We start from the raw sequence: 16413 nt of genomic DNA on the forward strand, positions 1-16413 counted from the left end.
CGCGGCGGCGCTCCGATTCAGCGGCGTGGCGGCAGGGCCGCGATCCCCACCGCGATCACCGCGACCAGCGCCGGGAACTGCACCCACAGCGAACCGCCGGCATAGCCCTCCAGCGAACGCCAGGGCCCGGTCGACAGCGCGGCCGCGGAGATGGCGGTACCGCCGGCCGCGATCGCCACCAGCGCCCGCGGCAGCACGTGCGGCCGGAGCCGGTCGGCCATCAGGCCGAACAGGGTGAGCACGAGGGCGACCGGTCCGGCGATGAGACCGGCCCCGGCGGCCAGTCCCAGCCCTGCGACGGTGCGACTGCGCCAGGTGCGCGGCGGCGGCCCATCGTCGCGGACGGGCGAGCGCGCACCCCGGAATGCCAGCACGATCAGCGGAATCAGCAACAGCAGGCCGCCGAAGATGGCCAGGCGATACCAGCGATCGGTGGGGAATGCGACGGTGATCGGGCCCGTGGTTCCGGGCGGCACCAGCCACGCCTGCTGCCAGCCGTTGATCACCACGGGCTGCAGCGTGTGGCCGTCGGCGGACTTGGCCTGCCATCCGACATTCGTGCTCAGCGGCAGCACCAGCACTTGCGTGCCGGCACTACCGTTCGGATCGGCCACCGGGGCGAGCGGCGGGGTGCGGTCCAGGCGCAGTTCGTCGACGGTGAACAGTTCGGTCGGCGCGACCGCGACATCCACACGGCCGGACGGGAAGTCGAATCCGCTCTCGCTTGTCGCATCGTTGGCGCTGTTCGCGTCGGCCGCGCACACGGTGGCGGGCAGCGGTGCGCCGGAACGCAATTCGGCGGCGGTGCCGGTCACCGTGGTGTGCAGGGTACGGCCCGCGGCGGCGATGGTGGGCCCGTGCGCGCAGTCGATGGTGAGGAGCCGGCCGGGATCGGCGGGGGCGGGGTAGTCGGGGCCCAGCACGTTCACCTCGGCCAGGCCGGGCGGCTGCTCCTGCGCGAAACCCAGTGCGGTGCGGTCGAGTACGCCGTCCCAGGTCTGGATGCTGACCTCGATGCGATCGGTGACGTAGGGGTGCAGATCCACCCGGCTGGTCGCGCCGGAGTCCGGATTCACGGTGCGCACCTGCGGGCCGTCGCCGAGATTCACCGAGACGGAGGTGGGGTGCGCGGGCAGATCGCCGCGCGACGGCGTCACCTCGAGGCCGGTCACCAGGGTCGGGGCCGGAAGTTCGATGGTGAGTGTGGGTTTGGGCCCCGCCGGATTGCGGACGGTGGTCTCGGGCGCGGTCCAGCTGGTGCTCGGGTCCCCGTCGGTGGCCGCGAGGGCGGAGCCGCGCGGGTCGCCGACATCGGCGCGGCCGCGGGCGATGGGCCGGTCCTGATCGGTGAGCAGCGCCTCCAGCGCCGGACCGGGACGGGTGTGCACGATCAGGTCCGGGGACACGGTGACCGGCTGCGGTACCTGCAGGGTGCGTTCGAACAGGCCCGGCTCCTCGGCGGCCAGGGCCAGGCCCTTGCTGCACCGGACGCGGTCGGGGGAGTCGAAACAGGCGCTGCGGCCGGGGAATTCCTGTCCCAGGTCCCAGCCGCGCACCTGCGTGTCGGCGGGGGCGGGCGGCAGTACCGTGCGGTGCCGGATGTCCACGGTCGCCGGGTTCTCGCGGTCGGCGTAATCGTCCAGGCTCAGTTCGCTGATCCCGAACTGGCCGCCGGCGCTGCCGTCCTCGGTGTGCACGGCGGTGATCTTGATCCAGTCGGTGCGTCCCGGCGGCAGCGAGATCGCCACCGGCGTACCGGGTTCGGTGATGCGGGCCGCCACCGTGCCCTTGGCGGTCTCCACCTCCACCCACTTCACCGGGCTGCCGATGGCGGCCGCGCTGGTGGTCAGCCGCAGCACCGCGGAACTGATCGGCTTGTCCAGATCCAGCCGGAGCCATTGCCCGACAGCGTGTTCGGCGCCATTGCTGATCCACGCGGTGGCCGGATCGCCGTCCACCACGGCCGCGGTCGAGCTGCCGGGCGCGGCACCGCCCAGCTGGGTGGCGTCACCGGCGGAACTGGAGGCGGTGATGGTCGCGCCGGACCATTCGCCCGCCACCAGCTGGGCGCCGGGCACGCGATAGTCGGGCACCAGATTGTGGGTGCGGCGGGCGTCGCCCGGGGCCCGCAGCGCCGAGTTGTGGTTGTCGACGCGCCCGAAGTCGGTCTCCCGGTCCATCGGTGTGTCGGTGATGGTGACCCCGTCCACCGGCAGTCCGGCGGTGGCGGCGTCAGCGGTCAGCACGGCCGGCCCCGCGGGCGCCGCGGGATTGCGGCGCAGCCGTTCCACCACCTCGGGACCGCCCTGGATCACCGGGACGCTGTCCAGCGGGACGGTGAACGCGCCCGGGAACGACGTCGGCGCGCCGACGCCGCTGCGTACCTGGGCGGGGGTGCCGGGCACGGCCGACCCGACGCGATAGATCTCGATCGCCGGGTATTCCGGGCGCAGATCGCCGTCCGCGACCAGGCCCTCCGCCCTGCCGGTCCCGATCGGATTCCCGAACTGGGCGACCTTGGTCAATCCGGGCGAGCCGTCGAGCGCGCGGTGGACCAGCATCGGCCGGGTGGAGCGCGAGGTCTCCGGGTCGAGGTCGTTGCGCAGCACCAGGATTCCGATGCCCTGCCCGGCCAGCGTCGCCGCCAGCCCCGCCGACGGCCGTCCGTCGGCAATGAGCCGCTGCACCGAATCCATGGCGCGGATCGCGCCGGGCGGGTTGAGCGGCACCGAATCCCGCACCGCCCACGGGGTGCTCGCCAGCGCCTGCAGGGGCTCGTCGCGGGTCAGACCCCACACCTGGCTGCCGAACGGCGCGCCCGGCACCACCAGTGCCCGGGTGTCGGAGGCGTTGTGCGCCAGCCAATCCGCGGTCTGCTGCCAGTACGCCGGGACCCGGTCGTAGCTGCCGCGCGGGGCGAGCTTGCCGGTCCAGGCCAGCGAGGTCGACAGCGTCAGCGCCGTCAGGATGAGCGCGGCGACCGCCACCATGCGGTCGCGCTCGGGATGCGCGAAGGCCCTGCGCCACACCGGCATCGGCACCGATGCGGGCAGCGGCACCCGGCTCAGCAGATGCGCGAGTCCCAGCACCAGCGGCAGCCGGATGAGCGGTTCCAGCTTGTGCACATTGCGCAGCGGCGCGCCGCCGGAGTCCAGGAAGACCCGCACCTGTTCCGCGAACGGCCCGCCCAGCTCACCCGCGTAACCCGCGCAGATGCCGGCCAGTCCGACGATCAGGATCAGGGCGAGCCGCCCGCGATTCGGCATGGACCGCATGGCCAGACCGGCCATGCCCGCCGCGGCCAGCAGGCCGGTGGCCAGCACCGCCGCGGGCTGGGTCACCAGCACCGCGCCCGCGATGCGCTCCGGGGAGACGAACGGGGTCCAGCTGTCGGTGCCGCGCAGCACCTCGCCCAGCGAGGCCCACTGCGTCGTCACGCCGGAGGATTCGATGTAGTCCAGGAACGGCGGACTCACCTTGCCCAGCAACAGCAGTGGCACCACCCACCAGAAGGTGCCCAGCACCAGCAGCGGAATCCAGGCGCGGGTGAAGCGCCACCACACTCGATCCGGCCGGTAGGACAACCACCACAGCGCCGCGGGCAGGAACGCCGCGGCCGTGGCCACCGCGTTCACCGAACCCATCAGCGCGAGCGCGAGGGCGCTGCCCGCGGGAGTCGCCATGCCACGCCGCGCGGGGCGCTGCATCGCGACGCCCAGGGCGGCGGGAGCCAGCAGCACCCAGGGCGCGAGCATCATCGGCAGCGTCTCCGAGGAGATCGAGCCGAGTGTCGTGAGCACGCGCGGCGAGAACGCGAACGCGACCGCCGCGATCACCCGCGAGCCCCGGCTCCCGATGCCGAGGGTCTCGCAGAGCCGGATGATGCCCCAGAATCCCGCGAGCAGCAGCAGCGCCCACCAGATGCGCTGGGTCGCCCAGCCGGGCAGGCCGAGCAGATGCCCGAGCGAGAAGAAGGCGCCGTGCGGGAAGAAGTAGCCGTAGGCCTGGTTCTGCACCTGGCCCATCGGGGCCTGGCTGCTCCACAGATGGGAGGCGCGGGCGAGAAAGCCCAGCGGATTCTGCGCCAGATCGTATTTCGTATCGGCGACGGTCTGCCCGGGCACCTGCAGGAAGGTCAGCAGGAAGGCGGCGATGACACTGCCGAGCAGCCAGCGGCGGCCCAGCGGGGCCGTGCCGGCAGAGTCCTGAAGTGTCGTCGGAGACCGGTCCTCGCCCGGACCGGTCACATCGGACTGTGAGTCTTCGGGTTGGCCTGGTTCGGAGGTCGTCCGGTCAGCGTGAGCCGTACTCAACGTTGTTCAATAGCGACGAGCCCGCCTCGCCGCTGCGATCGATCTCGGGCCGCTTGTCCTGCGAAGCCGCCATTGTGATGACCAGGACCGCCGCCAGCCCGACCAGGGCTCCACCGACAGCACTCGCTGCACCAGGAACGGCAAACTTCATCGCGGTACTCCCAACATCGGACGCATGCGTAACCGGGCCAACCTAGCAGGTTTTGCCCCTCGGGCTCCCCGCAACCCCGAGCCTGCGGCGCGCATGTTGTCGGATGCCATGGTGACGACTGATTTCGTGACGGTCGGGGTAACTCGCCGGAGACCTCCAGAATGGGTTCGGCTCCCAACCGCCGGCACGCGTGCTCAGCGCTTACATCTCCCAGCCGTGCGCGGAAGTCTCGGGGAGGCGGGTGAGCGCGCCCAGGAAGGTGCGGAGCTTGGCGGTCGTCTCGTGGAGTTCGGTGTGCGGGTCGGAGGCGGCCACGATGCCGCCGCCGCCGAAGGCGCGCAGGGAGCAGGCGTCGGCGGCGAGTTCCGCGCAGCGGATGGCGACGAACCAGTCGCCGTCGCCGGCCGCGTCGCACCAGCCGACCGCGCCGCCGTAGAAGCCGCGGTCGCCCTCGAGGTCGGCGATGGCGTCCAGGGCCAGGGCGGTCGGGGTGCCGCAGACCGCGGGGGTGGGGTGCAGCAGGACCGCGAGGTCCAGGGCGGTGGTGGCCGGATCGCGCAGCACGCCGCGAATGGGGGTGGCCAGGTGCCAGACCTCGGGTGTGGACAGCAGTTCGGGCCCGTCGGGGATGGTCAGCTCGGCGCAGACGGGTGCCAGCAGTTCGCGGATCCAGTCGATGACGAAGGCGTGCTCGTCGCGATTCTTGGTACTGGCCAGCAAATCCCGGGCTTGGGCCGCGTCCGCCTCCGGATCGGCGAGCCGGGGCAGGGTGCCGGCCAGCGGGTGCAGGGTGACCGCGCGGCCGTGCCGGGAGATCAGCACCTCGGGCGTCGCGCCCAGCAGCGTGTCGCCGGGGCGGCCCGCCGCCGACAGGTCGACGGCGTAGACGGCGGCCCGCGGATGCCGGGTCACCAGGTGCGCGGCGATCACCTCGGGCTCCAGCGGGGCCTGTGCCTCGGCCAGTAGCGACCGGGCCGCCACCACCTTGCGCAGCGGCTGCTGCGGATCGCTCAGCTGCTCCACGAGTCTCGTCACACGCGCGACATGCTCTGCGGCACTGGGCATTTCGGAGACGATCCGGACCTCGGGCAGGTCCGGCAGGGCGGCCGGACGCCACGGTCCGGCGGTGTGCGCGGCCTGCTCGGGCGTCACCAGGGCGGCGGGACGGCGTGGATCGAACGGCAGCGCGCCCACGATCAGCTCGGCTGCCCCGGACCGCAGCGCCGCGTTCGCGGCGTCCGCCGAATCGAAGGCGGCGCGGGTGCCAGAGGTGCGTACGACACCGTCCGGCGTCGCGAGCAGAAATCCGTCCATGATGGTTCGACCATAGCCCCGGGGCCGGACGGCCAGGGCGGGGGAGCGACGCATCTCTCACCGGGTCGGTGGGCAGGTACGGGTATTCCGGTGCGGCCCAGCATCTTTCCCGCAATGCCCTGCTCCGGCCGGGGGCGCGTGGACCCCGGCCGTCCGGGGTTTCCCGGCGTCAGGCCTGTTTTTCGGCGGGTTCGCGGCCCGGCGGCACCATGAGCACCGGGCGATGGCAGTGCTTGAGCACGGCGTCGGCGACGCTCGAATGCATGAGGGCCCGGATGCCGGTGGCCCCGCGGGTGCCCGCCACGATGATGTCCACGTTCAGCTCGTCGGCGGTCTCGACGATGGCGTTCCAGATGGTGGTGGTGCACTCGGCGGTGCGCGCCTCGGCGTTCAGGCCTGCCAGCTTGGCCAGCCGCACGCCTTCGGCATTGATATTCCGGGCGTCCACCAGCGCGATGTCCTCTATTTCGTCGTCGGTCATCCACTCCGGCTGCATCACCCCGGACAGTCCCGACAACCGCGCGGCCTGGCGCACCATCGGCTCCCACGCCGTCAGCACCACGGCTCTGTCGACGGCCAGGAACCGTCCCGCGTATTCGACGGCCCGCCGGGCATTCTCGGAGCCGTCGTAGGCAATCAGCATCAAATCGCAGGGCATGACGAACCTCCTGGTAGGAACGCCTGGCTGTACCCCCGAGGCTACCCCCGAAACAGACCGTTCAGTGGACTAGGCACTCTTCGTCGCGTCGCAAGTTCTCCACAGTTCGCTCACGATTCACCCAAACCGGTGGTGCGATGCGGGGGACGGGTTTTCACTGAAAACGTCGGCTCTCGCCGACGATCGACATCGCCGTCGTTGGAGCAGAGCCCGGACGAGGGGTGGATTGTGCGGTTGGACGAGCTGACGACCCCGCAGGAGTGGGCGCGTGTGTACCGCTCCCTGTTCGGTCTCCCCCACGTGCATGTGACCACACCGGGCTTCGTGGTCCTACCGCTGGTCGACACCATCGCGGCGCTGAACACCCCGGAACCGTTGGGGGCCTTGATCCTTGACGAACTGGTCAGCCGCGGGCTGGCCGGCCCGGTGCTGGTGCGCGACAAGCCGCCGCGCCGCACCTTCCTGGCGGTCTTCGACGGCTACCCGTCCGATGAATGCCTCGCGCTGCTCGAGCGCAACAGCGTCGACATCGGCCCGCATCGCAGTAATGTCATCCTGCCCACCGGATTCGGCCGTCACACCCATGAGGGCCGCTGGTGGGCGCGCGCGCCACAGCGCGAGGAATCCCTGCCCCTGCTCTCCGAGGTGGTCGCGGCCACCCAGGCGGTGTTGTGACCATAGAGTCGGCCTTCTTCGGCCATCATGAGGCCGATCCGCGCGCCCTGCTGTACTACGAGTGGTGTCAGCGCGCCGAATCCGGTTACGCAGTAGACGATTTCGCGGAGGAAGTGCGCGATCTCACGCACACCGAGCGGACGGTTCCGGGGGCCTGCTGGCGGCTGCTGGATCGGGTCGAGCGGGCTCCGCGACTGCCGGACTGGCCCTACACCGAATGGGTGGACGCGCCGCGGCATGCGAATCCGGCTGACATCGAAGAGGATTCGATTCCAGCATTGGGCGAGCCGGAGCTGCTGGACCGTATCCACGGCGGCTGGCTCGGCCGCTGCACCGGCTGCACGCTGGGCAAACCCCTGGAGAACGGCTTCGTCTGGACACCCGCACGTATCCGCGGGTATCTGGAGGCGAGCGGGGCCTATCCGCTGCGCGACTACGTCCCCGTCGCCGACCCGCTGCCGCCCGAGGCCGATGACCTGAGGTCCTGGCACACAGCCACTCTCGGCCGGATCGACGGCTGTCCCCGCGACGACGACGTCGACTATCCGATTCTCGGTCTGCATCTGCTGGAGCGGCACGGGAGGTCGTTCATCCCCGAGGACGTCGCCGCCCTCTGGCTCGAGCGCCTGCCGTTCCTGCAGACCTACACCGCCGAACGCGTCGCCTACCGCAACCTCATCGACGGTTTCGCCCCGCCCGACACCGCCACCTACCGCAACCCCTACCGCGAGTGGATCGGCGCGCTCATCCGCGCCGACATCCACGGCTACACCCACCCCGGACAACCCCGCCGCGCGGCCGCCGCGGCGGCCCGCGACGCCTCGATCTCCCACGTGGGTAATGGTTTATGGGCCGCCATGTGGTCGGGTGCGCTGATCGCCGCCGCCTTCACCGCCCCCGGCCCCGCCGCAGCGCTGGCCGTCGCGCACTCGGTCATCCCCGCCCGCTCCCGCCTGGCACTGGCCCTGGCCGAGGTCACCGGCGACCACCGCGGCGGCATGTCCTGGGACCGGGCCGTGACCGCCATCCACACCCGCCACTCCCACTACAACTGGGTCCACGCCATCGGCAACGCCTGCCTCATCGCCGCCGGATTGCTCTGGGGCGAAGGCGATTTCACCCGCACCATCGCCCTCACCGTCCAGGGCGGCTGGGATACCGACTCCAACGGCGCGACCGCCGGCTCGGTGGCGGGCATCCTCACCGGGGCCGCCGCCATCCCTGCCCACTGGACCGCCCCGTTCCACGACACCGTCCACAGCTGCGTCGTCGGCTACGACAGAACCCGCATCTCCGACCTGGCGCACCGCACGCTGAATCTGGTGCGCTGACATCGAATTGGGTCGTGGCGGTGATCCCAGACAGCGGCGAGGGCGGTGCCCGGCCGTCGTCCCGGCCGGTCGCCGCCCTCGAACACAGAAACAGGGTTCGGGGGCAATGCCCCCATCCTCCAAGGGTTTTCAGGGGCGAAGCCCCTGGCGTACTACCGCTCGACGATGGCGACGACGCCCTGGCCGCCCGCGGCGCAGATGGAGACCAGCGCGCGGCCGCCACCCTTCTCGGCCAGCTGCTTGGCGATCTGGGCGATGATCCGGCCGCCGGTCGCGGCGAACGGGTGACCCGCGGCGAGCGAGGAGCCGTTCACGTTCAGCTTGGCGCGGTCGATCTTGCCGAGCGCGCCGTCCAGGCCCAGGCGCTCCTTGCAGTACTGGTCCGACTCCCACGCCTGCAGGGTGGCGAGCACCACGGAGGCGAACGCCTCGTGGATCTCGTAGTAGTCGAAGTCCTGCAGGGTCAGGCCGTTGCGGGCCAGCATGCGCGGCACCGCGTAGGTGGGGGCCATCAGCAGGCCGTCGGGGCCGTGGATGTAGTCCACCGCGGCGACCTCGGAGTCCACCAGGTAGGCCAGCGGGGACAGGTTGCGCGAGGCCGCCCACTCCTCGGAGCCCAGCAGCACCGCGGACGCGCCGTCGGTCAGCGGGGTGGAGTTGCCGGCGGTCATGGTGGCGTCGCCCAGCTTGGTGCCGAAGACCGGCTTCAGGGTGGCCAGCTTCTCGATGGTGGAGCCCGGGCGCAGGTTGTCGTCGCGGGTCAGGCCCAGGAACGGGGTGACGAGGTCGTCCATGAAGCCGCGGTCGTAGGCGGCGGCCATGTTCTTGTGCGACAGATAGGCCAGCTCGTCCTGCGCCTCGCGGGAGATGCCGAATTCCTTGGCGGTGATGGCGGCGTGCTCACCCATGGACAGCCCGGTGCGCGGCTCGGCATTGCGCGGGATCTCGATGCCGACCATCGAGGGCCGCAGCCGGCCGACGAGCTTCACGTAGTCGGAGTTCTTCTTGGCGCGGTTGGCGTCGAGCATCCACTCGCGCATGCCCTCGCTCACGCCGATCGGCGCGTCGGAGGTGGTGTCGGTGCCGCCGCCGACGCCGTTCTCGATGCGGCCCAGGGCGATGCCGTCGGCCACGGTGACGATGGACTGCAGGCCGGTGCCGCAGGCCAGCTGCAGGTCGTGGGCCGCGGTGTAGGGCGACAGGGTGGAGCCGAGCACGCTCTCGCGGATCATGCCGTGCTCGCCGACGCGCTTGAGGACCGCGCCGCCGACGACCAGACCCAGGCGCTCGCCCTGCAGGCCGAAGCGGGCGACCAGGCCGTTCAGGGCCGCGGTGAACATGTCCTGGTTGGACGCGTGGGCGTACTTGCCGTCGGAACGAGCGAACGGGATGCGGTTACCGCCGAGGATGGCAACCGGGCGCGCCTGCTTGGTGGTCTTGGCCGCGGCCTTCGCCGAACGGGCTTTGGTGGTCACTCGAGTCTCCAGTGTCTCGTCGGTGGGATTTCCGGCACGCGCGATCCCGGTGGATGCGCGCCACTCGGTTTACATTAAACTTACTCTGGAGTAAGTTCATTGTCGACACCGTACCCCGCACATGTGCGCAACACCGCTCCCGAGGCCGGTGCGCAAGGCCCGAGCGGGCGAGGACCACTCACCCACACAAGAGAAGGTAGGAAACGTGGCTGCCAGCAAGAGCAAGGGCGCTCCCAACCTGTACGGATCGTTCGTTCACTCCGCGCCGGGCGCGTTCCTGGCCTCGAAACTGGGCCTGCCGCAGCCGGAGACGCTGCGCCGCTACCGGGCCGGCGAGGCCGCGCTCCCGGGTCCGGTGCTGCTGGGCGGCAAAGGCCGCGTCGCCGACGCCGTGCGGAACCTGCTGAGCGACTACACCTTCGTGGATGCGGTCACCCCGGGCGTGAAGTTCGGCGCGCTGGTCTTCGACGCCACGGGCATCCGCACCATCGAGGAGCTGCAGCAGCTGTTCGAGTTCTTCCAGCCCGCCATGCGCAGCATCGCCGCCTCCGGCCGCGTGCTGGTCATCGGCACCACCCCCGAGCTCACCGATTCGGTCGACGCCCAGATCGCGCAGCGCGCGCTGGAGGGCTTCACCCGCTCGGTCGGCAAGGAGCTGCTGCGCGGCGCCACCAGCAACCTGGTCTACCTGCACCCCGAGGCCGCCACGGCCGCAACGGGTCTGGAGTCCACCCTGCGCTTCGTGCTGTCCGGCAAGTCGGCGTTCGTCGACGGCCAGGTCTTCCGGGTCGGCAAGGACGACTCGACCGCCCCGGCCTCCTGGGACAAGCCCCTGGAGGGCAAGGTCGCCGTGGTCACCGGTGCCGCCCGCGGCATCGGCGCCACCATCGCCGAGGTCTTCGCCCGGGACGGCGCGACCGTGATCGTGGCCGACATCCCGGCCGCCGGCGAGGCGCTGTCGGAGACTGCCAACAAGGTCGGCGCCACCGCGCTCGCCCTCGACGTCACCGCCGCCGACGCCGCCGAGAAGCTGGCCGCCTTCGCCACCGAGCGCTTCGGCGGCATCGACATCGTCGTCCACAACGCCGGCATCACCCGCGACAAGTTGCTCGCCAATATGGACGAGGGCCGCTGGAACTCGGTCATCAACGTGAACCTGGCCGCGCCGCACCGCATTACCGAGGGTCTGGTGGCCGCGGGCGCGCTCCGCACGGGTGGCCGGGTCATCGACGTGTCCTCCATCGCGGGTATCGCCGGCAACCGCGGCCAGACCAACTACGGCGCCTCCAAGGCCGGTGTCATCGGCATGGTGAACGCCGAGGCCCCGAAGCTGGCCGAGCAGGGCATCACCATCAACGCGGTGGCCCCCGGTTTCATCGAGACCGCCATGACCGCCGCCATCCCGCTGGCCACCCGCGAGGGCGGGCGCCTGCTGTCCTCGCTGCTGCAGGGCGGTCAGACCGTGGACGTCGCCGAGACCATCGCCTACTTCGCCTCCCCGGCGTCGAACGCGGTGTCCGGCAATATCGTTCGCGTCTGCGGCCAAGCCCTGATCGGAGCATGATGACGCAGACCGTCAACCTCACCGAGGTGCCCAAGAACAGCGGCCTGTTCGTCAAGGCCGCCCTGGGCGCGCTGCCCGTACCGGGCCTGTCGGCCCGCAAGTCCACCCTGCCGGACCGCAGTGTCCGGCTCGAGGGCTTCAAGGTCGACCCGGACCACCTCGCCGCCTACTGCCGGGCCACCGGCCTGCGCTTCGGCGACGCACTGCCGCTGACCTACCCGTTCGTGCTCAGCTTCCCGCTGGCCATGCAGCTGGTCGTCGCCCGCGACTTCCCGTTCGTGGCCGTGGGCGCGGTGCACGCGGAGAACGTCATCGAGCGCACCCGCGAGATCTCGGTGTCCGAGCCGCTGGACTTCGCGACCCACATCGAGAACCTGCGCGAGCACCCCAAGGGCCTGCTGGTGGACGCCGTCACGGAGGTCAGTGTGGGCCGGGAGCTGGTGTGGCGTCAGGTCACCACCTTCCTGCACCAGCAGCGCACCTCGCTGTCGGGCGGGCCCAAGCCCGAGCCCAAGCCGGACGAGGTGCCGCCTCCGCCGCTGCGCGCGCTGCGCGTCGATCAGAAGATGATCAACCGCTACGCGGGCGCCTCGGGCGACCACAACCCGATCCACACCTCGGCATTGGGCGCCAAGGCCTTCGGGTTCCCGAAGCCGATCGCGCACGGCATGTGGTCGGCCGCCACCGTGCTCGGCGCGCTCGAGGGCCGGATCCCCGACCAGGTCACCTACGGGGTGAAGTTCGGCAAGCCGATCTTCCTGCCGTCCACGGTGAACCTGTACGCGGACCAGGTGTCCGGTGGGTGGGACCTGTCCTTGAAGCACCCGAAGAAGGGCTACCCGCACCTGACCGCTACGCTGCGCTGAAACCTCGCCGCGCGGGTAGGGTCGAAAACCCGCAGTGCGAGGGAGTGTCGAGCCTGACACCCGAAGGTTCGGGCGCGGCCGCCATCCGGCGGTCCGCCCGACGGGGGTGAAGAGCCGCACACTGTTTCGAATTCGGATGTCGCCACGCAGGGGTTTCTACATCCGGCCCGAAACAGTGTGCGGCTCTTGTATTTCCGGTGCGGGTCAGGCGATGGGCGAGCGCATCGGCGCACGGCTGCCGTCCACCAGCAGCGTCAGCACGTCACCGAGCCGGTCCGGCGTCAGCCCGGAATCGGGACCGGCCGCGATGTGGTGATCCGGCCGGACCAGCAGGGCCTCGCCCGCGGCCAGCCCGGCATGCGCCGCGCAATCCGTCGCGGGCAGGGCGTGCACGGCCAGGTCGATGCCGGTGGCGCGCCGCGCCTGTGCGGCGGCCGCGCGCCACGCCCCGGCCGGACCCGCGACCAGCAGGGTGAAACCGGGGCCGCACAGGTCCAGGGTGGAGGGGGTCCACCAGCCGGCGTCGACGCACCAGTGCGGGAGGCGGGTTCCCGTCCGGCCCTGCAGAGTCGCGACATGCGGGGCTGCGCCGGGCGCGGTGAGGACGGCCGTCGAGGTATAGCGGTAGCGGGTCATCACCGTCGCCGTATCCAGCCTGCGGGCCAGATCGTCGGCATTGCCGGGGGTTTCGATGCCGTAGCGGGTCCGGAAGTCGGTGCCCGGACGCGACTGCTCGACCGCCACCTCGGCGAGCGGGCGGCGCTCGGCCGCGTAGGAATCCAGCAGCGCCGGACCAGCGTTCCCGTGCAGGGTGGCCGCCAGTTTCCAGATCAGATTGTGCGCGTCGGCGACGCCGGTGTTGCCGCCGTAGCCGCCCCAGGGCGCGTGGCGGTGCGCCGCATCGCCGACCAGGAAGATTCGATCGCGGCGGTACTCGTCGGCCACGAAAGTGCCGGTGTCCCAGGCACTGCGGGCCAGGATCCGCGCCTCGAGATCGGGTGCGCCGACCATGGCGCGAATGGCCGCGACACAGCGCGCATCCGGCCAGTCGGCGGGCGATTCGGTGGCCGGGTCGTATTCGATGTGGAAGGACCATTCGTCGGTGTTGTTCTTGGACAACACGAGTCCGCGCACCGCCGGTCCGGTGATCTCGCACTGGCTGAAGGCGCGGCCGTCGAGCAGGCCGGTGAGGTCGGGGTCGGTGCGGGCGAACACATTCAGATAGTGGTGGGTCGGCGGCAGCTCCCGGCCGGTGATGCCCAGCGCCCGGCGGATCGGACTCCCCGCACCGTCCGCCGCGATCAGGTAATCGGCCCGCAGCAGCGACCGCACACCCGAGGCGTCCCGCAGCAGTGCGCTGACACCCGTCCCGTCCTGCTCGAATTCCACCAGCTCCGTGCCGAATCGGAGGTCGCCGCCGCGCTCCCGGGCGGCCCGCGCGAGCACCGGTTCGAGCTCCACCTGCGGCAGGAACACGAACTGCGACGGACTCGGATCCGCGGCCGCCATGGCCGCGCCCAGCCCCGACAGATCCAGCGACTCCGCGGTCCGCACCGACTCGCCGGTCCACGCGCCGCCGAACTTCCCCGCCCGCAACGCGCTCGCCGCAGCCTTCAGGATCTGCGCCTCGACCCCGGCCTGCCGGTACATCTCACCGGTGCGGGTGTGCAGCCCCCGGGAACGCGGCAGCGGCGACGCGGTCGCTCGCCGCTCCACCAGAACGTAAGGGACGCCGTGGTATTCGAGGAACAGTGCGGCGGACAATCCGACCAGACCGCCGCCGGCCACCAGGACCGGAACATGTGCCGTTGTCATGCCCCCAGCCTGGGCACGACCGCTTGCACGCCCCTTGCACGGCGATCACACGACCCAGAAGGGTCGGCCGCGCCGGTCTCGGCTCGCGATGTTCAGCAGCTGCAGTCACAGTCGCAGCAGTCACAGTCGCAGCAATCGCAATCACACCCGCCGCAATCGCAGCAGCCGTCGCAGCAGCCGCCACCGCCGCCCGCGGCGTGGTCATGGCCACCGCCGCAGTTGCAGTTGCCACAGCCATCGCAGCAGTCGCAGTCGCAGCGATCGATCCACGGCGCCTTGCGATGCCCGCTGCACGGGCGGGTGTGCCACTGGAAACACGCGTAGCCGGTGCAGTACTGGGCGCCGATGATCCCCAGCCCCTCGAGCAGGTTCGGCCGCTGCGTCGGCGGTCCTCCCGGCCCGGGCGGCACCAGCCCCGGCTGCGGCGTGAACGGCGCGCCCGGCTGCCAGGGCTGCTCACCGCGCGGTGCCGCCTCGGATGCCGTCGCGGAGTGGGTGCGGCAGGTGTGGGTGGTGCAGGTGTGCGCGATGCCCGCGGCCCGGCCCAGCTTGCGGACCACGCCTCCCAGCGGGTCGAGCAGGATCCAGCGGACCGTGGCGGCGCGGTCCAGGGCGACGCGGGCGAGGGCCGCGCGCAGGAGTGAACTCGATTCGGCGACCAGGGCGTGCGCCTGTTCCCGGGTGGTTCCGGTGGCCGACAGCGGGTTGAAGTGGCCCCGGGCGTTGTCCGCGTCGAGGTCCTCGAGCGCGTCGGCCAGGTGCGCGATACGGCCGAAATGCCATCCCGCCTCACGCAGGGCGTCGGTGTTCTCGGGCCGGTTCGCGAGAATCGCGGTGTGCGCGAACAATTCCGCCGCGCAGAGCTGGGTCGGCGCGGTCAGCTCGGCGAGGGTGCTCTCGGGCGAATTCTCCAGCCGCAGCTGCGACTCGATCGCGGTGATCAGCGGTTCGACGTCGAGACCGAGGGGCTCGGCGGCGGCGCGCGCCCGGGTGTGCCACCGGGTGGAGACGCGGGTGAGCGGGCGGCGCGCCAGGCGGTGGGCATCGCCGTCGTCGACATGGTCGCGAATCTTGGCCGCGCCCAGCAGCAGTGAGGCGGTCGCGGCGAGGCGCACGCCGGGCGCGTCGGCGGCGACCACCTCGGCGCGGCGCATGCCGCGCAACGGGCAGGGCCCCGCGGCGGTGCGGGCGGCCGGCTCGGATTGCTGTGCCTCGGTGAGTATTTCGAGGACGATGGCATCGGTATTGGTCGCCGCGCGCGCGAGCTGGCCGTGGCCGTCACGCAAACCCAGGCAGAGACCGCACAGGTGGGTCTGCCAGGCCGACGGATCGATACCGTGCCGCACCGCACTGTGCGCACACGGCTTCAGCAAGCCGAACAACGACGATCCCCATCCCCGGCCGAAGCGGCCGTCCTGCAACACGATCGCAGCGAACTGTGGCAGGCGAGGGGCGTGGCGGCAAGTCGGCCGGGCGACGGACGGCCCGGACGCCGGTCAGACCGGTTCGGTCTTCTTCTTGCTACCGGACAGACCGCGCCAGGCCAGATCGTCGAGCAGATCAACGGCCTCGGCCATATCGATCTGCCCGCTGGCGACCCGGTCGGCGATGGCCTCGCCCGCGCCGATCACGGCCACCGACACCACCTCGAAATTGGTGCCCGGTTCGGCGTATTTGGCGCTGGATTCGAGCAGCTTGGCGGTGAGTTCGATGACCCGGTCGCGGCTGTTGGCGATCTCGGAGGCGAAGGGCTGCTGGCCCAGCGCCTGCCGGTAGAGGACCTGCCAGGACAGCCGGTTCTGGTCCACGTAGGACAAGAAGGCCTCCAGGCCCGCGCGCAGCTGCTCGTGCGGGGTGAGCTTGGGGTTGCCCGCGACCGCGACCGCCTCGATGAACCGCATGCTCTCGCGGTGGATACAGGCGCGGAAGAGCTCGTCCTTGGATCCGTAGTAGAGGTACAGCATCGGCTTGGAGATCTTCGCCTCGGCGGCGATGGCGTCCATGGAGGTGTCGTGGTACCCCTTGCGCGAGAAGACCTCCACGGCGGCGTCGAGCATCTGCTGCTCGCGCACCGCGCGAGGAAGCCGTTTCGTTCCGCCTGCCATTCACTCTCCTCAGACCGGACAGTCGACGCTCTCGACGAGCGTCGAAGTCCTTATCTTACTCCATGGTAAGTTCCATGAGCGTGAATTGCCGGTCATCGCCAATACCGCGCTCAACAGCGCTTTCGCGCCGCGGCGGGCCGATCCGT

General features: G+C 71.1%; 12 protein-coding genes. 4 read left to right on the top strand and 8 right to left on the bottom strand.

Annotation, left to right across the window (positions count from 1 at the left end):
- Nucleotides 1–17 precede the first annotated feature (17 nt).
- From ABZV44_RS25950 to ABZV44_RS25965, 4 genes are all read right to left on the bottom strand, one after another.
- Nucleotides 18–4247 carry an alpha-(1->3)-arabinofuranosyltransferase gene (locus ABZV44_RS25950; RefSeq protein ID WP_354841232.1) on the bottom strand — a complete coding sequence of 1410 codons (4230 nt, stop codon included), beginning with the start codon at nucleotides 4245–4247 and terminating at the stop codon, nucleotides 18–20.
- A gap of 46 nt (nucleotides 4248–4293) precedes the next feature.
- Nucleotides 4294–4464, bottom strand: a complete 171-nt coding sequence (locus ABZV44_RS25955; protein WP_354841234.1) for a DUF2613 domain-containing protein — start codon at nucleotides 4462–4464, stop codon at nucleotides 4294–4296.
- Nucleotides 4465–4665: 201 nt separating this feature from the next.
- Complete coding sequence (locus ABZV44_RS25960; protein ID WP_354841236.1) at nucleotides 4666–5778, bottom strand: isochorismate synthase; 1113 nt, start codon at nucleotides 5776–5778, stop codon at nucleotides 4666–4668.
- Between the two features lie 169 nt (nucleotides 5779–5947).
- Entirely contained in the window at nucleotides 5948–6436 is a 489-nt protein-coding gene (locus ABZV44_RS25965; RefSeq protein WP_354841238.1) for a universal stress protein, read from the bottom strand.
- Between the two features lie 234 nt (nucleotides 6437–6670).
- Here ABZV44_RS25965 and ABZV44_RS25970 point away from each other — a divergent pair, with 234 nt between their 5' ends.
- Complete coding sequence (locus tag ABZV44_RS25970; RefSeq protein WP_354841241.1) at nucleotides 6671–7111, top strand: hypothetical protein; 441 nt, start codon at nucleotides 6671–6673, stop codon at nucleotides 7109–7111.
- Nucleotides 7108–8442 carry an ADP-ribosylglycohydrolase family protein gene (locus ABZV44_RS25975; RefSeq protein WP_354841244.1) on the top strand — a complete coding sequence of 445 codons (1335 nt, stop codon included), beginning with the start codon at nucleotides 7108–7110 and terminating at the stop codon, nucleotides 8440–8442. The genes ABZV44_RS25970 and ABZV44_RS25975 overlap by 4 nt, the downstream gene beginning before the upstream one ends.
- Before the next feature lie 152 nt (nucleotides 8443–8594).
- Here the strand turns inward: ABZV44_RS25975 and ABZV44_RS25980 are convergent, their stop codons facing one another.
- A complete protein-coding gene (locus tag ABZV44_RS25980; protein ID WP_354841247.1) occupies nucleotides 8595–9917 on the bottom strand; it encodes an acetyl-CoA C-acetyltransferase in 1323 nt (440 codons plus the stop codon).
- Nucleotides 9918–10122: 205 nt separating this feature from the next.
- Here ABZV44_RS25980 and ABZV44_RS25985 point away from each other — a divergent pair, with 205 nt between their 5' ends.
- Together ABZV44_RS25985 and ABZV44_RS25990 are read left to right on the top strand one after the other, a co-directional pair.
- Nucleotides 10123–11481 carry a 3-oxoacyl-ACP reductase gene (locus ABZV44_RS25985; RefSeq protein ID WP_354841249.1) on the top strand — a complete coding sequence of 453 codons (1359 nt, stop codon included), beginning with the start codon at nucleotides 10123–10125 and terminating at the stop codon, nucleotides 11479–11481.
- Complete coding sequence (locus ABZV44_RS25990) at nucleotides 11478–12347, top strand: MaoC/PaaZ C-terminal domain-containing protein (RefSeq protein ID WP_354841252.1); 870 nt, start codon at nucleotides 11478–11480, stop codon at nucleotides 12345–12347. The genes ABZV44_RS25985 and ABZV44_RS25990 overlap by 4 nt, the downstream gene beginning before the upstream one ends.
- Nucleotides 12348–12551: 204 nt before the next feature.
- Here ABZV44_RS25990 and ABZV44_RS25995 read toward each other — a convergent pair whose 3' ends face one another.
- The 3 genes from ABZV44_RS25995 to ABZV44_RS26005 form a co-directional block, all read right to left on the bottom strand.
- The gene (locus tag ABZV44_RS25995) at nucleotides 12552–14162 is read right to left on the bottom strand and encodes an FAD-dependent monooxygenase (RefSeq protein WP_354841255.1); all 1611 of its coding nucleotides are present in this window, start codon (nucleotides 14160–14162) and stop codon (nucleotides 12552–12554) included.
- A 92-nt stretch (nucleotides 14163–14254) separates the two neighbouring features.
- Nucleotides 14255–15544, bottom strand: coding sequence for a DUF5685 family protein (locus ABZV44_RS26000; protein WP_354841258.1), 1290 nt, complete (start codon nucleotides 15542–15544; stop codon nucleotides 14255–14257).
- A gap of 114 nt (nucleotides 15545–15658) precedes the next feature.
- Entirely contained in the window at nucleotides 15659–16267 is a 609-nt protein-coding gene (locus tag ABZV44_RS26005) for a TetR/AcrR family transcriptional regulator (protein WP_354841260.1), read from the bottom strand.
- Nucleotides 16268–16413: the final 146 nt, after the last annotated feature.

It is taken from the genome of Nocardia sp. NPDC004860 (genome assembly GCF_040609015.1).
Lineage (GTDB): Bacteria > Actinomycetota > Actinomycetes > Mycobacteriales > Mycobacteriaceae > Nocardia.